This window comes from Fulvivirga ligni, from assembly GCF_021389935.1.
Taxonomy (GTDB): Bacteria; Bacteroidota; Bacteroidia; order Cytophagales; family Cyclobacteriaceae; genus Fulvivirga; species Fulvivirga ligni.
The window spans coordinates 1,983,503-2,005,146 of record NZ_CP089979.1 but is presented as its reverse complement, the minus strand read 5'-3'; the positions used below and the strand labels follow the sequence as shown (position 1 = coordinate 2,005,146).

Annotated in this window: 16 protein-coding genes; 4 read left to right on the top strand and 12 right to left on the bottom strand. The window is 39.0% G+C overall.

Features of this window, described 5'->3' with window-relative positions:
• Window positions 1-2 precede the first annotated feature (2 nt).
• Window positions 3-1,121 (top strand): magnesium/cobalt transporter CorA, encoded by a 1,119-nt coding sequence (gene corA, locus LVD16_RS08895; protein ID WP_233773579.1) that lies wholly within the window; start codon window positions 3-5, stop codon window positions 1,119-1,121.
• Window positions 1,118-2,707: a L,D-transpeptidase family protein gene (locus LVD16_RS08890; protein ID WP_233773578.1), complete on the top strand. Its 1,590-nt coding sequence runs from the start codon at window positions 1,118-1,120 to the stop codon at window positions 2,705-2,707. The genes corA and LVD16_RS08890 overlap by 4 nt, the downstream gene beginning before the upstream one ends.
• Before the next feature lie 3 nt (window positions 2,708-2,710).
• On the opposite strand, the gene LVD16_RS08885 is transcribed toward LVD16_RS08890, so the two are convergent.
• The gene (locus LVD16_RS08885) at window positions 2,711-3,448 is read right to left on the bottom strand and encodes a murein L,D-transpeptidase catalytic domain family protein (RefSeq protein WP_233773577.1); all 738 of its coding nucleotides are present in this window, start codon (window positions 3,446-3,448) and stop codon (window positions 2,711-2,713) included.
• A 295-nt stretch (window positions 3,449-3,743) separates the two neighbouring features.
• Between LVD16_RS08885 and LVD16_RS08880 the strand changes: the two genes are divergently transcribed.
• Window positions 3,744-5,432 (top strand): L,D-transpeptidase family protein, encoded by a 1,689-nt coding sequence (locus LVD16_RS08880; RefSeq protein WP_233773576.1) that lies wholly within the window; start codon window positions 3,744-3,746, stop codon window positions 5,430-5,432.
• Between the two features lie 12 nt (window positions 5,433-5,444).
• Here the strand turns inward: LVD16_RS08880 and LVD16_RS08875 are convergent, their stop codons facing one another.
• The 10 genes from LVD16_RS08875 to LVD16_RS08830 form a co-directional block, all read right to left on the bottom strand.
• A complete protein-coding gene (locus LVD16_RS08875; RefSeq protein WP_233773575.1) occupies window positions 5,445-6,431 on the bottom strand; it encodes a mechanosensitive ion channel family protein in 987 nt (328 codons plus the stop codon).
• 1 nt (window position 6,432) lies between these two features.
• On the bottom strand, window positions 6,433-9,435 hold the full coding sequence (locus tag LVD16_RS08870) for an ATP-binding protein (protein ID WP_233773574.1): 3,003 nt from the start codon (window positions 9,433-9,435) through the stop codon (window positions 6,433-6,435).
• A gap of 22 nt (window positions 9,436-9,457) precedes the next feature.
• Complete coding sequence (locus LVD16_RS08865; protein ID WP_233773573.1) at window positions 9,458-10,399, bottom strand: succinylglutamate desuccinylase/aspartoacylase family protein; 942 nt, start codon at window positions 10,397-10,399, stop codon at window positions 9,458-9,460.
• Complete coding sequence (rimK, locus tag LVD16_RS08860) at window positions 10,392-11,303, bottom strand: 30S ribosomal protein S6--L-glutamate ligase (protein WP_233773572.1); 912 nt, start codon at window positions 11,301-11,303, stop codon at window positions 10,392-10,394. The genes LVD16_RS08865 and rimK overlap by 8 nt, the downstream gene beginning before the upstream one ends.
• Window positions 11,304-11,353: 50 nt before the next feature.
• Window positions 11,354-11,794: an ATP-dependent zinc protease family protein gene (locus LVD16_RS08855; protein ID WP_233773571.1), complete on the bottom strand. Its 441-nt coding sequence runs from the start codon at window positions 11,792-11,794 to the stop codon at window positions 11,354-11,356.
• 84 nt (window positions 11,795-11,878) lie between these two features.
• Entirely contained in the window at window positions 11,879-12,382 is a 504-nt protein-coding gene (locus tag LVD16_RS08850) for a DUF2911 domain-containing protein (protein ID WP_233773570.1), read from the bottom strand.
• A gap of 223 nt (window positions 12,383-12,605) precedes the next feature.
• Window positions 12,606-13,106 carry a GNAT family N-acetyltransferase gene (locus LVD16_RS08845; RefSeq protein ID WP_233773569.1) on the bottom strand — a complete coding sequence of 167 codons (501 nt, stop codon included), beginning with the start codon at window positions 13,104-13,106 and terminating at the stop codon, window positions 12,606-12,608.
• 61 nt (window positions 13,107-13,167) lie between these two features.
• Window positions 13,168-14,739 carry a hypothetical protein gene (locus LVD16_RS08840; RefSeq protein ID WP_233773568.1) on the bottom strand — a complete coding sequence of 524 codons (1,572 nt, stop codon included), beginning with the start codon at window positions 14,737-14,739 and terminating at the stop codon, window positions 13,168-13,170.
• A 93-nt stretch (window positions 14,740-14,832) separates the two neighbouring features.
• Window positions 14,833-15,999: a mannonate dehydratase gene (uxuA, locus tag LVD16_RS08835; protein WP_233773567.1), complete on the bottom strand. Its 1,167-nt coding sequence runs from the start codon at window positions 15,997-15,999 to the stop codon at window positions 14,833-14,835.
• Between the two features lie 21 nt (window positions 16,000-16,020).
• Window positions 16,021-18,153 (bottom strand): alpha-glucuronidase family glycosyl hydrolase, encoded by a 2,133-nt coding sequence (locus LVD16_RS08830; protein WP_233773566.1) that lies wholly within the window; start codon window positions 18,151-18,153, stop codon window positions 16,021-16,023.
• Between the two features lie 190 nt (window positions 18,154-18,343).
• Here LVD16_RS08830 and LVD16_RS08825 point away from each other — a divergent pair, with 190 nt between their 5' ends.
• On the top strand, window positions 18,344-20,533 hold the full coding sequence (locus LVD16_RS08825; RefSeq protein WP_233773565.1) for a glycoside hydrolase family 3 N-terminal domain-containing protein: 2,190 nt from the start codon (window positions 18,344-18,346) through the stop codon (window positions 20,531-20,533).
• Window positions 20,534-20,565: 32 nt separating this feature from the next.
• Here the strand turns inward: LVD16_RS08825 and LVD16_RS08820 are convergent, their stop codons facing one another.
• A complete protein-coding gene (locus LVD16_RS08820; RefSeq protein WP_233773564.1) occupies window positions 20,566-21,594 on the bottom strand; it encodes a LacI family DNA-binding transcriptional regulator in 1,029 nt (342 codons plus the stop codon).
• Window positions 21,595-21,644: the final 50 nt, after the last annotated feature.

The window sequence follows — 21,644 nt, the reverse complement described above, 5'->3', positions numbered from 1 at the left end:
ATATGAATTTACCACGCCTCACTAAATTATCTAAAGTACTGGGCATAAGAAACTCCAAAGAAACAGCGGGTTTGCCCCCAGGCACTTTAATATATACAGGAAATCAGCTTACTGACAAATCGCAAATTGAGCTCATTTCCTATAATGAAAATGAAATACATGAAACTACTGGTAAAAGTATTGACGAAATACTCCCACATACCGATGAGCTGAATGTAAACTGGCTAAATGTTGATGGCCTTCACAATATTCAACTCATTGAGAGTATAGGTGAACACTATAAACTTCACCCCCTTTTGCTAGAAGATATTTTAAACCCGGACCAAAGGCCAAAGTCTGATGATTATGAAGATCATCTATTCTTTACCTTGAAAACACTACACTCCATTCAGGAGGAAGGTGACTTGGGAGATGTGATCAATTATGAGCAGATGAGCTTTGTGTTAGGCTCTAACTATCTACTTTCTTTTCAGGAAAAAGAAGGAGATTTGTTTGATAGTTTAAGAGGTCGATTGAGGCAAGACAAAACTACCAGTGTGATTAGAGCTCGTAAAAAAGGGGCTGATTATCTCTTTTATCGTTTAATAGATACCATTGTTGATAGCTACTATGTGGTACTTGAGCAAATAGGTGAAAAGATAGAAGAACTGGAAGATGAAGTCTATTTAGAACCGACTCAAAAAACTTTAAAGCAGATTCAAAAGCTTAAAAAAGAGCTTATTTTTCTTAGAAAATCTGTATATCCTTTAAGGGAATCCATAAGCAAAATCATGAAAGGTGAGTATGCCATTATTAGCAATGAAACACTCACTTACTTCTCAGATGTTTATGACCACACCATACATGTCATAGAAACGGTGGAAACCTATCGTGACCTTACCACTGGTCTTATGGATATGTATATGACCAGTATAAGCAATAAAATGAATGAGGTAATGAAAGTCCTCACCATCATTGCTACCATATTTATACCGCTTACATTTATTGCTGGAATCTATGGCATGAACTTCGATCATATGCCTGAACTCCATTGGAAATACAGTTACTATGTCACCTGGGGTGTGATGATTTCCATATTTATTGCAATGTTGTTTTACTTTAAAAAGAAAGACTGGTTATGAGAAATCTGCTAATAGCAGCTTTTATCCTACTAAATTTAAAATTAGTTGCCGCTCCTATAGAGCCTAGTGAGGAAATAAGAAGATGGGTTGAAAACAAAACCTTTGAAATAGATGGTCAGAGAATATTTGGAAAGAAGTCTATTCCAGAATTTTATCTGGACAGAGGATTTGAACCCGCCTGGACTAATGACGACAATATCGCCGAGCTTATTGAGCAGATTAAGCGAATCCATGAGGACGGATTAGAGCCTGAGGATTATCATTTGAGCTACCTTTTAAAGAACATTACCACTGCCAAAGAAGTAACGGCTCTTCAGGATATTTTGCTCACAGATGCTTATTTACTACTTACCTCCCATTTGATTTCTGGTAAGGTGAACGCTAAAACCATTGACCCTGAATGGATTGTAAGCACCAAAGATGTAGACCTGAAGCAAACTTTAAATCATGCCGTATCAGAAATAGAGGTAGCCAGAAGCATAAATAGCCTTAAGCCTAAGTATGAGACATATATCAAATTAAAAAAGGCTTTAGCAAAATATAGAGATCTGAAGGAAAAAGGAGGCTGGCAGCCCATAGCAGCAGGAGAAACTATAAAACCAGGTGATACTGATCCACGAGTTCAAGACATAAGGAAGAGGCTTGCTGTAACTGAAACCTATCAGTTACCGAACCTGCCCGATTCTTTAATTTCATTCTATGACGAAGGACTAGCTGCTTCAGTTAAAGATTTCCAAAAGAAGCACGGCTTAGCGTCTGATGGTGCTATAGGTAAAGGAACGCTTTCCGCCATGAATTTCTCGGTAGATGAGCGCATAGATATGATTATAGTTAATCTGGAAAGATGCAGATGGCTGCCTACTAATTTAGGAAAGGAACATATCATAGTGAATATCGCGAATTTTGAATTACAGGCAGTAAAAGATGGTAAGACTGAATTAAAAATGAATGTGGTGGTAGGGAAGCCATTCAGAAAAACCCCTGTATTTAGCGAAAAGCTCAGATACCTGGTGTTTAACCCATACTGGACCGTTCCTCCAACCATCTTATCTCAGGATATTTTGCCAGCCATTCGCAAAAACCCGAACTACCTGAACAGCATAAACATTAAAGTAGTAAACGGAGATCAAATAATAGATCCTAATACCATCAATTGGGCGACTACTACGCCGAGGAACTTTCCATATCAGCTAAGACAAGAGCCTGGTTTAAATAATGCCTTGGGAATAGTGAAGTTTATCTTCCCTAACCCCTATAACGTGTACATGCATGATACCAACCACCGGGAGCTTTTTGGAAATACAGACAGAGCACTCAGTTCAGGCTGTATAAGACTATCAAGACCCAAAGAAATGGCCGCTTACATCCTCAACAGTGATACTGATAAATGGGATGAAAAGCGTGTAGATGAAGTGATTAGAACCTCAAAAAACTTGACCATGATGATCAAGAAAGATATTATGGTTCACTTATTATATTGGACTGCCTTTGTTGATGAAAACGGCAACACCAATTTTAGGTTAGATATCTATGAGAGGGATAACATATTAAGGAAGGCCTTATTACAAGACCCTCCTTCTATATAAATATTAGAGCAAATATTGAAGGGTGGAGATGGCCTCATAGGCCACTTCCTCATCAATAAGGCTTGAATTTTCTAAATATTCAGCATCTGGATAGTAAATAAACAGACAGCTTTTATTCGCCAGTTTTGGAATCATCTCTTTATGATATTTCATCGGTATTGATGGGCATCCAAAGCTTCTTCCAATCCTTCCATAACTTTTAGTGTAAGACTTGTCTACATAATCAGCTCCATGCATTACTATTGCTCTCTGACGAGCATTGTTATTAAAGCCTGATTCCACACCGTCTAATCTCATAGATAAGCCGTGCTTACCATAATAAGTCTCACCTGTAACGTAGAAGCCCAGGCTGCTACTGTTAGAATTTGGTACATTAGAAAAAGTTTTAGCGAACTCATTTCCTGTGTTTCTACCATGAGCAACAAGTGTATGATACAACACCTTGTGCTTCTTTAAATCGATCACCCACAGACGCTTCTTATTTGATGACATTCTAAAGTCAATCAAAGTAAGTAGTCCATTGTCTGACAGCTTGTTTTGCTTCTTTAAATTAAGATAACCGATAAGGCCTTTTTTGAATAACTCGTAATCTGGTTTAGGACCTTCGAATATTAATGAAGCATAGTTGTTCTCGATGTAAGTCCCTAAGGCCTTAGCTTTTTCGGATACCGGAACGCTAGCAAAAATGTTATAGAAAGGAATAAGCACAACTACTAAGAAGAGAATAGCTTTTCTTGTCATTCAGTTGGTTTTTATAGGTTAAAAATTGATACTTTTTTGATGTCCAGATGAGAAACGAACATCACCACAAAAAAATTTCCGTTACGTATAAAAAATTCTCATCTCGGGAAAAAAATTACACAAACTTCCATTGTCACAATCTTAAAAGCTCTTAAAAAACGTCATTTCAAGAGTCTGGCACAGCTTTTACTTGTATTAGTTTATAAAAATTGATACAAGTATGTCGCACCGTTATATAAAAACTTTTTTTCTACTCTTGCTGATTCCACTGGTGTTTTCCCAGTGTAACAACAGAATGAAGACCACTTCTAAGGTTGAGTCAAAAGGACTCATGAATCATGACCCTAATGATACATTTAAATATACAGTAAAGCCTCCTCAAGGTAACCTGACTAAACTATCTGATAATCAACTAAAAACTTACCTATCTCAGTTTTTAGATACTTTAAACACAGCCCACTATATCAAAGATAATATTAACCGGGTTGAGATAAAGCAAGAACTGGATAGTTTTTATACTTTAAATAACTCAGGACTGTTTTGGTTAACCTACAAAAAGCCAGAGGACAAGGTTAAAATTCTTGAAGGAGAACTTCTCAATGCTTCCGCCCAAGGTCTAAATACTGCAGATTATGATATTTCAAAATTAATCAACTACGAACAAGAGGTTTACAATGCTAAAAATGTGAATGCGTTTGAATTGATACAGCTTGATGTCCGCCTATCTATAGCTTACCTTTCTTATGCCTACCACCTACAAAATGGCAGAATAAAGCCCATTCAGATTGATAAACTTTGGAATTGCGAATACACGCCTGAACCTGTAGCTCATACTTTAGCCACCAATGATGTACAAGATGCGATTGAGAAAGTTACTCCCAAGAATGAAAACTATAAAGAGTTAGTTAAAGCCCTGGCTTTTTATAGAACAATCAATGTTAATGGTGGCTGGAAGGCACTTCCAGATGACATCAACATCAGAGTGGGTGACAGCAGCAACTACGTAGCGGCTCTTAAACAACGACTGATCTTAACTCATGATCTTAAGGACAGAAAATTAAAAACCACAGCCGATTCAATTTATTTTGACACTGAACTTGAGTCCGCTGTAAAAAGATTCCAAACTAGAAATGGCTTAACCTCTGATGGCATCGTTGGTAAAGGAACAGCATCTGTAATGAATATTTCTCTAGACGAGAGAATAGCTCAAATAAAGCTAAACCTGGAAAGAATAAGATGGATGCCTGGTGATCTGGGTAAGAAATTCATTTACGTAAACATACCTGAATATCAGCTATATGTATATGAAAACAACAGAGTTCCTCTACAGATGAGAGTTATAACAGGAGAAACCGATCATGCCACTCCGGTAATGATAGATAGATTGCACTACCTTGTATTTAGCCCAACATGGACTATTCCTCAGAAGATCATTCAGAATGAAATGTTGGGTAGGATGAAGAATGACCCCACCTACTTAAGCAGAAATGGTTATGATTTATTTGAAGGATGGGACTCTACTGATCCTATTGATCCTGCAACAGTAAACTGGGAAACGGTTAACATAAATAATTTAAGAGTTGTACAAAAGCCAGGTAGAAGAAACGCCTTAGGTCTTGTTAAATTCCCTCTAACGAACGGCAGAAGCATATACTTGCACGATACTCCTTCTGATTATTTATTCTCAAGAGACAAAAGAGCATTTAGCCATGGATGTGTGAGATTAGAACAACCGGATAAATTAGCAGAGTATTTATTAAGCGATCAGGATTGGGATAGCTTCAAGGTGAAAGAATACATGGAAAAGGATGAACCCGTTAATGTAAAGCTTACTGAAGATGTGCCAGTATTCTTAGTATACAGAACCTCTTGGGTTGACACTAATGGCCTTATCAACTTCAGAAAAGACATCTATGATGTAGATAAAATTCAGTTGGTGAAATTAAAAAGCATGCAAGAACAGCAGATGGCTAGCTTGCTATAAATGATAAGGGAATTATTTTAAGTCATCAGGTGAAATCACCTTTTGACTTAAAAGTTCTCTCATAACGATCTCAGTCATATCACTTTTAAAGGCAAACTCATTCCTTATATCAGAAACATAGGCCTTTAATCTCATCTTCAAATATGACCTTCGCTCCTTCACTTCGTTAAAGAACAGTACAGTAATGGGCTTATTAAGGTAGATAAATCTGGAAACCTGAGCTGATTCTATAGCGATCTTGCGCACTTCAGCAGTATCCACGGTAATAGGCAGGTATATCTCTGCAACTACCTGACAATTAGCCTCTCCCGTATTAGAATTAGATACCGACTTGTTCATTAACTCTCCATTTGGAACACTTACAAGTGAATCATCAGGTGTAACAATTCTCGTAGACCTCAAGCCAATCTCAAGGACTTCACCGTAGTACTCTCCAATCTCAATCTTATCTCCCACCTGAAACGGTCTGTCAAAAAGGATCATGATACCGCCAAAGATGTTTTTAAGAATATCCTGAGCAGCAAAACCTACTGCAATACCTATGGAAGCTGTAGCGGCTATTATACCATTCACGGGAGGATGAAAAATCCCCATAATGATGATAAATAGGACAATCATCCAAACGGATATCTTTATCACTGGGACGAGACCCTTAATAGTAATTCGATAGTTAGTACTCTTCTCTGCAAGCTTTTCCAGAATGGACCCAATGAAGCGGACTGTAAAGTATCCTCCAAATAGAAATACAATGGCCCAAAAGACCTTACCAATGGAGATTAGATCAGAAAGTGATGGGATATCTTTCTTCAAATCGCTGATCTCATTATTAAGTTTCTCATCAGCCGTAACGGTTGCTGTATCTACTTTTACAGCAACGGGCACTGTAGAGTCTGCCTTAATCGCCACTACCATAACAGTAGTATCTTTCACAGAGTCAGCCTGAGCCCATGCTATACATGAGTTAATGAATAAGATCAGTATAAAAAAAGCTTTTTTCACGTTAATGAACTATGTTTTTAGATTTTAGCAGTTGGATAGTATGTCTGTACAGCAAAGGGTTAATATAATATTTACCTTCATTTTTCACGAGAATACCGTCTTCAAATAGAGGATAAAGTGTAGACCTCACCTTCCTTACAGAACTTCGTTCAATAGCTACACATTCATCTTCGGTAAGCCCGTCATGCAATACTATGTTAGCCAAAGCGAACACTTTATTCATAGAGAGGCCTTTCATAAAGGAAAAATCAATCTCTTTGAGAGATCCTATATGGATGGTATTACCTGTAATTTGTCTGGTCGACCTAAGCCAATAAACTAGTGCCAGGCTGACATTGCTCTTGGCAATTTTATTCATAGAAGAAAAATACCTCTCCCTTAAAACCACCTGCTGTTCCTGTTCAGGCAGTTTCTTAAATTTCTTATTATTTAACTCGGAAACGGTGGGTTCAAATTTAAGATTATACCCACTAACACGGTGCCTTTTCTCTATCACATTGACCACGGAACCATCAGCCATATCGTTTAATGAAATATGATAACTAAAGTGCTCTGATAACTGAATGGTCTTATCTAAATAACTCCACGCATATTTGGTGCAGCTACATACATAAAATACCTTCTCATTAGTAAGCGCAATAATTTCTGACAACCATTTTAGAGCTTCAAAACCCTTCACTTTTTTCAAATACAGCTTTTGAATATCTTCTAACACCAGTACTCTCTTCTTCTGATTTAGAAATATGATTAGCTCATCAGCTGATTTAAAATTTTGCTCAAAAGATATCGAGAACCATTCAAGCAACTCCTCAATACTTGAAATGCTGGACTTTGGAACCAATCGGTGTACGGCACTTGACGTTCCAAGATCGCTTAGATAGAAATTAAGCAACGTAGTAGCTCCACTACCTTTTTCTCCCAATAAAACGGTGGCAGCAAAACGGCCTTTCATCCAATTATTATAAGCCGTATTCAACGTAAGCATTTCCTCTGCCCTACCTTCAAAAAAGTTGATATCCGACAAAGGCTCCAATTTAAACAGCCTTTGATAGACAAAAGGAAGTTTTTCTATTGCACCTTTAGTCTCAGCAAGGAAGTCTGCCAGCTCTGCTGTAATACTCTCAGGCTGGCTGGTCAAGCCATACTTTTTATAAGTTGTAGTTACAAAATGATTGACTTTCTGATAGTTGAGCCTTGCGAAAGAAATAACCGTAGGCACAATGTTCTTCAGCTTATAAATAGCCTGCTCCCGCCACTCCTTACTCCTCTGTAGTGCCTTTCCTTTGGCTATTCTTACCCTAATGTCATAGATATTCTCATTATTGGTAAACTGAACCAGCCTTTTATTGAATTGCTGAATACCCTCATATAAAACACTCTCCACGTCATTTTCAAAGCTTTGAAATGATAACTGGATAGCCTTCACTCTTTCGATCGTGCGATCTATTCCTTGTAATGCTATTACATCAGGTTGATCTTTTCTATCCTCCTCATTGAAAAGCGACATGGCTGATTCCAAATTAAACTCGGCTATCTGACCCAGCCCGGAAATGTCATTTTGAATAACACTGAGCTGCTCGGTAAGCTTTATTTTGATGGCCTTAATCTCTTTAACCAGCTCTGGCCAGGATTCAAAATGAATTAACTCATAAGGAGACACATAACTAATGGATGAACTTTTAATAGCTTCATCATAGTTGAGACCTTTCACAACCGCCCTCTTTTCGGAAACAGAAGAGATGAGTTTATCAATTTTGGATTCAATATTATTTACCAAAGAAGGAAGATCCTGCCTTAAAATAAGGTCATTAGTTTCGGGCAGAATTTTAGGAGTAAGTTCACCCCTAACAGCCTTCATATTTTGTTCCATCACCATTTTCAAAGCAGCCTCATCTGGGGCCTTTTGAATCTGATCTTTGATACTTTCAAGATAAGAGGCTATAGTCTCTAGTTTAGAAATAACCGCGGTGTCTATCTTCTGCTTAAGAATATGTAGTGTACGGTGATACTCCAATAAGCCCGAATAAAGAATGAAATATAGTTCCAGGTCTATTTCCCAGTCATCTGACAATACGGTAAATAGATGATACCAGCCTTCTCGCTTAGATTTGTATTGCTTAAGTAATTCAGAATGCAGCTTAGAAGATTTCACAGGCTTAAACTTATTATTACTAAGCTCCATGGTTCCCACTTTCAGAAACGCATCTTCATACTTACCAAAAACATTCTCAAATGCCTCAATTAAGTCATTTTTGAGTTCACCTTTGAACTCCTCCAGATTAGTGATGGCCTGATCGAGAGGCTCTAGAACCTCCAAGGTCAGTTCACTGGTGTAATCATCCTGCTCTACCAGCTGATTACATATTACCTCTATCTGCTCGTCAATCTTCCAGGCCACTTTAGTAGCATGACTCAATCTTAAGTTGAGCTTATCAATGATCGGCAAAAGCTGACAAGGCAGCTTCTCTTTGAAGAAATAAGCAGTAAGGTCCTGTAAATGAATATGATGAGTCCATGGTTTAAGCTCCTTAACTGGCTTTTTGAAAAGCTTTCTAAAAGCGTTACCTGTTCTGACCGGCAGTTTACTCGTATTATAAAAAAAGCGTTTGAACCATTTTTTAACCTTGAGTAAAACTGAGTCACCATCTGTGGGTTGAAAGCGCGACTCTTCCTGCTTCCTTACATAATCTAGTTCTAGTTGTGCAATATAATCTGTTATATCCTGATTAAAATTCAGGAAGTCAACATCAAAATTTACAATCTCAGGAGGAGTAAACTGCTTTTCTACTTCTACAATAAGGGTAGACTTATAATCCTTGATTATGGCTAGTGATTTATCATACTGTTGAGTACTGATATTAGCTTTAATAATCTTAGATTCTAAAGACTTTACTCTTTTAAGAAAATCAATGTGGCCGTTAATTTCTCTACATAAAACAGAGAGAAACTTATCATTTAAGATGGTTTTTAGGTTGTTGTATTGCCCTTGAAGTTCAGGATTCATTAATGCAATATAAAAATTAATTCTATTCGCTACCTATATGTAAAATAGCGTCTCCCATATTTACGACCGGATAGTTATTTATTCCAATCACAAAACCATTTACAGGTGATTTTATTTTCTTTTCAAATTGACCGTAAGGATCTGTAATAAGGCCTAAAACTTCATTTTTCTCGACTCTGCTACCATTTCGGACATCAGCGTGATGTAGCCCTGCATACTTGGCTCTTACCCAGGTGGAGGTTTTTAGATAGATAGACTTTTGCTCTATTTCCGGAGCATCATCTCTCATTCCAAGGTATTTCATTACTCTTAGCATGCCATCCACGCCGGTGTCAATCACCTTTTTCCTTAACCTAAGTGTTTCTCCTCCTTCATAAACCAAAATAGTTTTATTGGCCTTATCCGCCGTTTTCCTTAACGACTTCTCTCTAAAAGGAGATTCTATAATAAATGGCGCACCAAAAGCCTTAGCAACTTCCATTTCCTTCACGGTATTAAAAACACCTCGAATCTGCGGGAAGTTGTTATGACTAGCCCCACCGGTATGAAAATCTATTCCAAAGTCTACCTGAGGCAGTATTTCGCTGGTCATAAAATGAGCCACACGACTTGCTAAAGATCCATTTTTAGATCCAGGAAAGGATCGATTCAGATCTCTTCCATCTGGCAATCCACGTGAATGATTTATAAAACCATAAACGTTAAAAACAGGAATAGCTATCACCGTACCCTTAGTAGGCTTGTGATAGTTATTTATGATGATTCTTCTTAAGATTTCAATCCCGTTGGTTTCATCTCCATGCACACCAGCCATAACCAAAAGCGTAGGGCCGGGCTTGGTAGACCGGCTCACAAAAACGGGAATATTTATTGGTGTTCTGGTAGGCAATCTGGCAATCAGGGCATTAATTTGAATATCTTGCCCCGGAGACACCTTATGGCCATCAATAACAATATCAGGCATTCACTTTATCCTTTTGTATTCTTTTCTGTTTGCTACTGTTTCGATCCAGATATTCAACAATTTTACCTGCAATATCCAAACCGGTAGCATTTTCAATTCCTTCTAATCCTGGTGAAGAGTTTACCTCCAATATTAATGGCCCTCTAGATGACTGAAGCATATCAACACCAGCTACACCCAGACCCATTTTCTTTGCAGCAGTGATGGCCGCAGACTTCTCTTTACGAGATAGTTTAATCACCTGAGATGTACCTCCTCTATGCAGATTAGATCTGAACTCACCTTCTTTAGCTTGTCTTTTCATAGCACCAACTACTTCGCCATCTACAATGAAAGCTCTAATATCAGCACCACCAGCTTCTTTGATATATTCTTGCACTATCACTCTTGCTTTAAGTCCATGAAAAGCTTCAATAACAGAGGCCGCTGCTTTTTTATTTTCAGCCAGCACCACCCCTAGACCCTGAGTACCTTCTAATAACTTTATAATAACAGGAGCTCCGCCAACGCCATTCAAAATATCATCAGTATCTCTGGAATAGTTTGTGAATACTGTCTTAGGTAATCCCAAACCCGCTCTAGAGAGAATTTGCAAACTTCTCAGTTTATCTCTCGACCTGATTAAGGCTTGAGATTCCACAGCGGTGAAAACTTTCATCATTTCAAACTGCCTTACCACTGCTGAGCCATAGAAAGTTACAGAGGCACCTATTCTAGGAATAATAGCATTGAAGTCATCCAGGTGACGTCCTTTGTATATTACCGTAGGGTTGTTTTGCTCCATTACCAGGGTACACTTAAGGTGGTCGATCACCTCACACTCATGCCCTCGCACTTCACAAGCCTCTACTAATCTGCGTGTAGAATATAAATCTTGGTTCCGGGATAGGATTCCTACCTTCATGTCTGTTGGTTTTGCTAGTTTAAAATTTTATGGCTTATGCCGGTTTATAATTATTTCTGCTTCTGATTAAAGGAAAGGTTTTTGTATGATACATCTACCAAAAAACCCTTTTTCAAAAGCTTACGCCCTAAGAGGATGGGAAACTTTAAGTTGCCTCTATTACTCAGGGAGAATTCAGTTTCAAAATCGCGGCCGAAGATATGTATTATAGTGCTGATAATATACCTTCTTTCAGAATCTCCGAAAGAATTTTTTATTTCTCTTTCTTCAAAATTCTCGAAGTAAAAGCTCTTCCCGTTATAATCAGGGTGAGAAGGATCTAAAAGAGTAAAATGCAGCACTCTTCTGCCCTCTTTTTCAATTACTTCTGCCATGTGATAATGAATGGCTGAGGTAAAAGCGCCAGTATCTACCTTGGCGTCCAGGTCATATAAATGTAATTTCGGCAGATCAATTTTATCATTTCTGCCGATAACTATTTTTTGCTTCATTCAATCAAATTCATATTTCCGAGCTCAAATTAGCCCTAGGAAATCACATTTAAATAGAATTTCCACTTTTTATGTGAAAAATTTCTATTTGCTCACTTTAAATTTCACTTCCGTATTCTCCCAGGCCATTGAAACATCATTGCTTCCCACGGTAATGGTAAATGCTTCTACCATAGAGGATGTAGCTTTAGATTTCACTTTCACTCGTAGTACATCTTCAGCCTTGTCATAATTAAATGCGCCCCACTGGTTAGCATTTTTGTTGAAAATGATCTCCCACTCGCCTTCACCTGGGATGGTAAAGAGAGCATAGGTACCTTTAGGCAGGGCTTTACCTTCCACCTTAACATCCTGATCAAAGGAGATAGTAGTGGCATTATTCGCTCCTGTTCTCCAAACCTGGCCGTAAGGTACTAGCTTACCCATAACTTGTCTTCCTTGAACTGAGGGTTGGTGATATTTTACTTCAACCTTTACCCCATCAATACTTCCTTCCGAACTTGCGGCCGGACTTTTCATTTTCTTCTGTCCGAATGCCACAACAGAAATAAGCATTAGTAATAATGTAGTATATATTCTATTTCTCATTTTTATAGTTTTTACATTTTATACCTATAGTCGTAATCAACAATATCTTTGCCAGATTACACTACAGCACTAACAGGATTTTACACCATATTGTTAAAAACAAAAAAGGTTGAAATCCGAAGACTTCAACCTTTTTCAACTTTCATTTATTTTCAACCTGTAAACCATTATAATATACGGCTGTATACGGTTTAAGGTTTTGAAATATCAAAATATTATGGTTTTATCGGTATGAAAACATGCTGATACTCTTCCCTTGAGGATCAATGCTGCTTCTTTCTTTCATACCGAGCTTTCGTATTAATTTCTGGGAACGTTCATTATCAGGATCCGTAATGGCCATCACATTGCTTAACTTCAGTTCATGAATTGCATGGTTTAATACGGCCTGGGCCGCTTCAAAAGCATAGCCAAACCCCTCATATTCAGGCAATATAGCAAAGCCGATGTCTGGCCCTTCCAAATAATCTCTCTTTACTAAACCACACATACCGATAGGCACATTATCATTTTTTAGGACTATTTTATTCATCCCAAAGCCGTATTCCAGATAGCTACTTCTTATGCGGTTTTCAATATATTGTTTAGCCTGATCCACAGATTTAACTCCTCGATCTCCTATAAACTTGAGCCATCCTGCTGTATTCATCAGCTCAAGTATAAATTCACAGTCTGCCTCAGTAATTTCCAGAAGCGACAGTCTTTCAGTATTAATGGAAAGCATGCCACAATTTACTGAGTTTCATTCTATTGATTAGCTTATCAAGATTAATTTTATCTTAAATTTACATTTTGATCCATACTACTTTCAACTTTTTACCTTCTCTGCTCTGAACTAATTTTAGAGTGATATAGGTATGAGATTGTTTATCAAAAGCAGAAACCCCAACCATTGTAAATTTGTGATCTCTTGCAGTCGCATTTTCACCATAAAGCAAGGTTTTTTTATGTGACTCTGCATCAGGGCTGCAATTTATATAGAAAGCATCTGTATCAGTTACACCGTTTAAATTTCGAAGCTTTCCTGTTTCTTCTATTTTCTTTTCATTCTCCATGAAATCATTATATATGGCATATTTACCAGTAGCGCCATCAACATAAGCAATGGATTTATAATGATTCGATACAAATAATTTCGTAGCCTTATTTTCATTTGAATAAGGTAAAAGGTCATCTACAGCGCCTGTAAGCCAGTGTCCTTTAGCTATAAGTGTACTTTTAAGTGTTTTAAGCTCTGGACTCAGTACGGAAACCACGGCACCACCAAGCCCTGTTCCTTCTACGATGTTACCTTTAGACCGAGTAAATTTTATTTCATAAACTATGGAATAGGTGCCATCATCATTTAGCACCAAATTTTGAGGTATTCCGGTATATCTCTTTGACGTTTGTCCATAGGTTATATAATTTAACTCTACATCAGGCAGGTCAAGGGTTTTAATAAATTTGGTATCAAGATTATCTGAATTGAATATTACAATATTGGTGAAGTAAATATCGAACCCTCGTCTGTAAGCGGAGAGAGATAGGAGAACCAAATTATTATTCTTAGCATCAAACCTTAATGCCCCTTCTTGTATCCATTTTAGCTCTTTTGCCTCCTTTTCCTTTACCACAAAATAATCAGAACCTGCTTCCAACGCTCCGATATAAAGTCCGTATTGATCTTCCTCTTTCCCATAGCTTCTGGCCAAAGCAACAACCTTTTTGCTACTGAAAACATACATATCTACCAAATCAAATGCCTTAAAATCATTTATTGGTGCTACAAAATAAGATTCTGCTATATTTTTATGAGTGCCATTATAATAGGAGATTTTTATCTGTTTGTTTTTATCAAATTCAGTTCTATTACAAACAGCCACTGCATAATTATCCGAGTTTTCATCTTTTCTAACTACAAAGTAGTTTGTGGATACTTTTTTTTCCGGCATGAGTGTCGCTATAGCCTCTTCTGACTTTAGTTTACCAGTGTTAAGGTCTATGATCACCCTATAGAGAGTTGGCCCCTCCTTGCTATAAATATTGATAAAGGAAACCAAATCAGCACCAAAACTAAAGACCCCTTCTATTTTAGACTTATCAAGATGGATGGCGCCTTTAGAATTATATTGAGGTCTTGCAACCTGCTCTAATAACAATTTACGATCAGTGCCATAAACCCTTAATTCAATACCTTGCTCCTCTGTAAAATGAATCAGCGCCGTATTACCATTTGACAAATACAAAAGTTTCATCCAACCTTCGACAGGTTCACGTTCTAATGCCTCACTTTCTTCTATCGTAAAGTTCTGTGCAATAGAAGAGTTTGATAATAAGGAGGTTAACAACAAAAATAAAAGGCCAATTTTCTTCAAGGTATCTTCTTGTTTAAGTTTAAAAAAGGTGCAATTTATGTAATGAAGATTTATCTTAAAAGAAAAATACGCAAGCGGTACTTATTATAACTCTTAACTTGCCAAAGCCCGCTCCACCCCTCGCAACTCTGCTAACCCTTTCAATCTTCCAATGCCCGTATAACCAGGATAGGTCACTTTTCTTAAATCATCCAACATTTGGTGACCGTGATCGGGCCTCATAGGGATAGACCGATTTTCTGAATTCATTATATTTAATACTTCCTGGATTACGGCTACCATATCGGTGTCCCCATCCAGGTGATTGGCTTCATAAAAGTTGCCGTGTTCATCTCTTTTGGTATTTCTCAAGTGAAGAAAATGCACATGGCTGGCATACTTTTTCAGCATGCGAAGGATGTCATTATCAGGCCTTATGCCCAGGCTTCCAGTGCAGAAGCAAAGTCCGTTAGCAGGAGAAGGTGCTGCTTCAAGAATATCATCCAGATCTTGTTCTGTGCTTACTATGCGTGGGAGACCTAGGATAGAATAGGGAGGATCATCCGGGTGAATGGCCAGCTGTATTCCTACTTGTTCTGCCACAGGTACTACCTGCTGTAAAAAGAAAGCCAGATGATGTTTCAACTGTCTGGCATCTATAAATTCATAATTTTTCAAGGCTAACAAGATGCCTTCTGGCGTAAACCTCTCATCACTACCCGGAAGTCCCAGCAAAGCCTGCTGAAAGAGGTCATCTTTCTGATCCTGAGTAATTTGATCGAAATGAATTTTAGCCTGGTTTATTTCATCTTCAGAATAATCTTCTTCAGCCCCAGGCCTTTTCAGTAGAAACAGATCAAAAGCAATAAATGCCAGTTTCTCAAACCTTAATGCTTTGCTTCCATTCTCCAAAACGTAAAATGGCTCAGTACGCATCCAGTCTAAAATGGGCATAAAGTTATAGGTCACTACCTTAATACCACACATAGCCAGATGCTTCAGACTTTCCTGATAGCTAGCAATGAGCTGTTCATAATCTCCGGTCTGCTTTTTTATATCTTCATGCACCGGCAGGCTTTCTACTACCGTCCAGGACATACCGGCTTGTTCAATAGTCTGCTTTCTTTTAATAATCTCCTCCACTGACCACACCTCACCTACAGGTATGTGATGCAGGGCTGTAACCACGCCCGTGCAGCCTGCCTGGCGAATATCACTTAAACTTACCGGATCATTAGGGCCATACCATCTCATGGTTTGCTCCATCAAATATTTCTTCATATCAATTCTGATTAGTCTAAATTAATGCCCTGGAGCATAAGGAAAAGATAACTCTTCATAGTACTCCAAAGTATGGTCTGCTTTGGGAATGTCGTCCGGAATGGGCTTTCCCGAAAAGGTCTGAAAATATAGCAGACATGCATTTCTCCACCATTCAGCCTCATTCTTTTGAATTTGCAAAAAGGACTTTACCTGATCAAATCTTTCTTCATCCACTTTCCCCTGCAAACTATTCCATTGTTCTTGCATCTGTCCTACACTGTCCACTCCGGCTTGATATTTATAGCAGAGTTCATCCCAAAGGCTTCTGCCAGACTTCATGGTGTAAGTCCAGGGCAAATGATGAAACCACAGCAAATACTTCTCAGGACATTCATCCAATGAGGAAAATTGCTTAGCCACTTCTGGGAAATATTGACTCACGGCATTGCTACCCGAAGCGGTTCGATCGAAACCTATCCCTTCTTTATCAGCTTTATGGTAATATACTGAGGTCCAGTCGGCCCGGTGCTTATTAGCTACCCATGGGCCCGGTCCATAATGGTGTCCCCAGCCCATCATGTGATGCAGGCCAAGTGGAGTCATATAATTGACTACCGCCTCACGTGAGCCTAACATTACATTTTTAATGGTTTTTACTGTTTGTGGCTCGTTAGAAAAAGTCATTCTGATCCACTCTTCGACAATAGCCTCTGAGGTAAGCTGATGATCCCACGCCAAACGCCCAAAACAGTACCAGTTGGCCTGACCAAAGATCTGTCCTGTCCAGTTTCTGTCTGTTCCAATATTAGACACCCCAGCCATACCAGTGAGCTGATGATTATCCAGAGAACCATCTATCACTTTAGCCACTGTGGACCCTTTGCCTTGAGCATAAGTATCTGCATCAAGACATTCCTTATACATTTCCGCCAGATAGGCCAGGTGGGTACCCTGCCCTAAATATTCTTGTGTAATTTGAAACTCCATCATCAAAGGTGTTTTGGGCATAGCGCCAAAGAGAGGGTGAAATGGCTCTCTGGGCTGGAAGTCGATGGCACCATTCTTCACCTGAATTATCACATTTTCCCTGAACTTTCCGTCTAACGGCTTGAATTCATTATACGCCTGCTTGGCTCTGTCGTCAGGTTCTTCATTGCTATAAACAAAGGCGCGCCACATCACTACACCGCCGTGAGGAGATACCGCGTCTGCCATCATATTAGCGCCATCAGCATGGGTTCTGCCATAATTCTGTGGACCAGGTTGGCCTTCAGAGTTGGCTTTCACTAAAAACCCACCAAAGTCCGGAATGGCCTTATAAATTTCATCTACTTTATCCTTCCACCATTGCTTTACTTCTTCATTGAGAGGATCTGCAGTTTTCAGACCTCCAATTTCTATGGGTGCACTAAACCTGGCTGTGAGATAAACTTTTAGGCCATAAGGTCTGAATGCATCGGCTAAGGCCTTTACTTTTTGAATGTAAGTATCAGTTAAAATCAGAGCGTTGGCATTTACGTTGGTAAGCACGGTGCCATTTATACCTATGGAAGCATTGGCTCTGGCATAATCAATATACTTTGGGTCAATATAATCGGGAAGCTTGTGCCAATCCCACAAAGAGAATCCGGCATATCCCCGCTCCACTGTTCTGTCCAGGTTATCCCAGTGGTTAAGTACACGGAGTTTCACTTTAGGGCTACTCACAATATGCAAGCGCTCAATAGGTTGATGCATCTGCACGAGCTGAAGAAAATGAAAAGTGCCGTATAACACCCCTACATCGGTATTGGCGGTTATTACAGTATTTCCTTTTTGAGATATTATGATAAAGCCTTCATTTCCAATCTTTTGCAGATCTTTATCCAGCTTCATGGAAGCAATATACTTTGAGTTTTCTGGCGTTCCCATCAACAAGGTTTTACCAGAAGGCTTGGACTCAGTTGTTATTTGATAGTCCAAAAGTCCATTTAAGGCACATTTTAATTCCTGAACGGCAGCCGCCATGGTAGGGCTACTTTCATTAGCCACATACTTGTGTAAAAGCTCTTTGTATTGACTTTTAAGAGCCGTATCTTCTATGGGCTTATACCTTAACCATAAGTCATAACCATCTTCAGCCAGGCAGATTGAAGTAACAAAAAGGAAGAACAACAGCAGTTTAAATTTCATCTGATTCAAGAGGGATTAGTACGATCCTAAATTAAAAAATATTTTACGCAATCGATTGTTTAAATTGAAGAAGTTTATAATTTTAAAATCCATACATGAAATGGTCAATTTTACTATATAGGTATTCGAAGCTACTTCTCTTCTGAGACTATCTGAAATAGATGGCTACAATACTTTAAACGTTATACTCATGAAAACCTACCCTAAAATTCTATTTACACTATTATCATTCATTCTCTCCGGCTCCTTGTTCGCGCAAGACGCTATTTACAAAAACCCAAACCAATCCATTGAAGCCAGAGCCAAAGATCTGGTGAGCAAAATGACTTTGGAAGAAAAGGTATTGCAAATGATGCATACTGCCCCTGCCATACCGCGACTGGATTTACCCGCCTACAACTGGTGGAACGAAGCACTGCATGGAGTAGGCCGTTCCGGATCAGCAACGGTATTTCCTCAGGCCATAGCTCTGGGGGCTACTTTTGATTCAGACCTGGCATTGAAAGTATCCACCGCCATTTCTGATGAAGCGCGAGCGATGTATAATGCAGCTCTTGCTAAAGATTATCATCAAAAGTATGGTGGGCTCACCTTCTGGACTCCTAATATTAATATCTTCAGAGATCCCAGATGGGGCCGTGGACAGGAAACTTATGGAGAAGATCCATACCTTACCTCCCAGTTAGGTGTTTCGTTTGTAAAAGGTCTTCAGGGAAATGATCCCAAATATTTAAAAACAGCGGCCTGCGCTAAACACTTTGCTGTGCATAGCGGCCCGGAAAGATTAAGACACGAGTTCAATGCGGTAGCCAGCAAGAAAGACCTTTTTGAGACTTACTTACCAGCCTTTCATGCACTGGTAGATGCTGATGTAGAAGCAGTTATGTGTGCATACAATGCCACCAACGGTGAGCCCTGCTGCTCTAATAAATATCTACTACAAGAGCTACTGAGAAAAGACTGGGGTTTCGATGGGCATGTGGTGAGTGACTGCTGGGCCATTGTAGACTTTTACCAGGGGCATAAAAATGTTGAAAATGTAACCGAAGCCGCTGCTTTGGCAGTGAACACGGGCGTCAATCTTAACTGTGGTGATGAATATCCTGCTCTGGTAGAAGCTGTAAAGCAAGGCTTGATTTCTGAAGAAACCATTGACAATGCCCTGGCTCATTTATTAGAAACACGCTTCAAACTAGGCATGTTTGATCCTAAAGAGAACGTACCTTTCAACAATATTTCTCCCGAGGTAATCAACAGCAAAGAGCACCGAGCATTAGCCAAGGAAGTGGCCTCCAAATCCATCGTGCTACTTAAAAACAATGGTGTTCTTCCATTGAAAAATGACCTTCCCACTTATTATGTAACAGGTCCAAATGCTGCTAATGTGGAGTCATTAGTCGGAAACTATTATGGTGTAAATCCTGAAATGGTAACGGTTTTGGAAGGCATCACCAAAGCCATTCAACCGGGAAGTCAGCTACAATACAGACCAGGCGTTTTGCTGGACAGGAACAATGTTAACCCCATTGACTGGTCGAGCGATGTGGCTAAATTAAGCGATGCTACCTTTATGGTAATGGGTATCAATGGCCTGATTGAAGGCGAAGAAGGTGAATCTATTGCTTCTGAGCATTATGGTGATCGCCTGGATTACAACTTGCCCAAGAATCAAATTGATTATTTAAGAAAGCTTAAAAATGGAAATGACAATCCGGTAATTGCCATTGTAACAGGAGGCAGCCCCATGAATCTGGCAGAGGTTCAGGAAATAGCTGATGCTGTACTTTTGGTGTGGTATCCGGGTGAAGAAGGAGGTAATGCTGTAGCTGATATTGTATTTGGAAAAACTTCTCCATCGGGCAGATTGCCTATTACTTTTCCGAAATCATTCGATCAGTTGCCTGATTATGAAAACTATGACATGGAAGGCCGTACTTATAAATACATGACCAAGGAGCCTCTTTATCCTTTTGGGTATGGTTTAAGCTACACCACCTTCACATATTCTGATATTCAGCTTTCTACCAAAACAGCAAAAACCAAAAAGGTTGAGCCGCTAACCGTTTCCGCATTAGTGAAAAATACTGGCAAAACTGAAGGAGAAGAGGTAGTGCAATTATATATCACTGATAAAGACGCAAGTACAAGAACCCCATTATTCTCTTTGCACGGCATAAAGAGAGTGAAGTTGAAAGCAGGTGCTTCTGAAAGAGTGACTTTTACCATCACTAAAGACATGCTTTACCTCATTGATGACGAAGGACAAAGCAAATTAGAAAAAGGCGATTTCGATATATTTATCGGTGGCTCACTTCCTGGTGAGAGAAGTAAGGCATTAGGCATGCCTGAAGTGGCAAAAACTACGTTGACTTTAAAATAAATGGTTTGGAAGATAGTCCTTTGGGCTATCTTCTATTTCTTTCTTAAGGTAGATGCCCTCACTAAAAGCTCTGTGCGTAGCATTACCGTTTCTGATTTAACCACGTCTTTGAACTTATCTTGCTTCAAAACCTGCTGAGCCGCAAGCCTACCCATCTCTATAGCAGGATGCCCCACTGTAGAAAGCTGAGGATCAATGATTAACGATACCGGATCATTATTAAAACCTATAACCGCGAGCTCATCAGGTATCTTTATACCTTTATCTTTAGCGTACTGAATAATACTCACCGCTGAAGTATCATTTACCGTGAAGATTCCATCCGGTGGTGTATCCATAGATAAAAGATGTTCAGCAATACGGAAGCCTTCCTCTGCATTTAGCACATCATTATGATAGATATAATCTTCATTTATATGCATATTATGCTCGCGCATAGCGGCCAGATAACCACTTTCCCGTTCTCTGTAAATGTTTCTTGATTGTGAACCACAAACCAGGGCTATATTCTTACATCCTTGCTCTATCAAATGCTTTGTAGCATTAAAACCAGCAGCATAGTTATCAATTACCACTCTGTCTGAATTCAGCTCATCAGTAACCCGATCTACAAAAACTACTGGAATATTATTCTTAATGAATTGACTGAAGTGATCATAGTTCTGCGTACCCATGGCCAGCGACACTACCAAACCACTAATTCTACTGTCATAGAGTGCTCTGGCATTGGCCACTTCATTTTCATAACTGTCATGGCTCTGTGAGATGATAACATTATAACCCGCCTTATTAGCCTCCTCCTCTACTCCACTGATTAATGAAGAAATAAAAGGGCGATTGATCCAGGAAATAATTACACCAATATTGTTAGTCTTATTGCTTCTGAGACTGGCAGCTATGCTATTAGGCCTGTAGCCTCTTTTCTGAGCCAGCTTCTTTACCTCTTTGATCATTTCTTTACTAATGCTATAATGATCTTTCAAGGCACGGGATACCGTAGATGGAGAAACTTTTAGCTCACTGGCGATATCATAAATGGTTACTCCCTTTTTGTTTTTCATTTCTCCATCAATTTTTTAGGACGATCTGTCTGTCCAAACTTATTTATTAA

Bases quoted from the DNA above. Each gene is read 5' to 3' on its own strand.
- LVD16_RS08830 (WP_233773566.1), bottom strand. From the start codon at position 18,153: ATGAAATTTAAACTGCTGTTGTTCTTCCTTTTTGTTACTTCAATCTGC.
- LVD16_RS08870 (WP_233773574.1), bottom strand. From the start codon at position 9,435: ATGAATCCTGAACTTCAAGGGCAATACAACAACCTAAAAACCATCTTA.
- LVD16_RS08890 (WP_233773578.1), top strand. From the start codon at position 1,118: ATGAGAAATCTGCTAATAGCAGCTTTTATCCTACTAAATTTAAAATTA.
- LVD16_RS08850 (WP_233773570.1), bottom strand. From the start codon at position 12,382: ATGAGAAATAGAATATATACTACATTATTACTAATGCTTATTTCTGTT.
- LVD16_RS08885 (WP_233773577.1), bottom strand. From the start codon at position 3,448: ATGACAAGAAAAGCTATTCTCTTCTTAGTAGTTGTGCTTATTCCTTTC.
- LVD16_RS08845 (WP_233773569.1), bottom strand. From the start codon at position 13,106: ATGCTTTCCATTAATACTGAAAGACTGTCGCTTCTGGAAATTACTGAG.
- LVD16_RS08855 (WP_233773571.1), bottom strand. From the start codon at position 11,794: ATGAAGCAAAAAATAGTTATCGGCAGAAATGATAAAATTGATCTGCCG.
- LVD16_RS08825 (WP_233773565.1), top strand. From the start codon at position 18,344: ATGAAAACCTACCCTAAAATTCTATTTACACTATTATCATTCATTCTC.
- LVD16_RS08865 (WP_233773573.1), bottom strand. From the start codon at position 10,399: ATGCCTGATATTGTTATTGATGGCCATAAGGTGTCTCCGGGGCAAGAT.
- uxuA (WP_233773567.1), bottom strand. From the start codon at position 15,999: ATGAAGAAATATTTGATGGAGCAAACCATGAGATGGTATGGCCCTAAT.
- LVD16_RS08820 (WP_233773564.1), bottom strand. From the start codon at position 21,594: ATGAAAAACAAAAAGGGAGTAACCATTTATGATATCGCCAGTGAGCTA.
- LVD16_RS08880 (WP_233773576.1), top strand. From the start codon at position 3,744: ATGAAGACCACTTCTAAGGTTGAGTCAAAAGGACTCATGAATCATGAC.
- corA (WP_233773579.1), top strand. From the start codon at position 3: ATGAATTTACCACGCCTCACTAAATTATCTAAAGTACTGGGCATAAGA.
- rimK (WP_233773572.1), bottom strand. From the start codon at position 11,303: ATGAAGGTAGGAATCCTATCCCGGAACCAAGATTTATATTCTACACGC.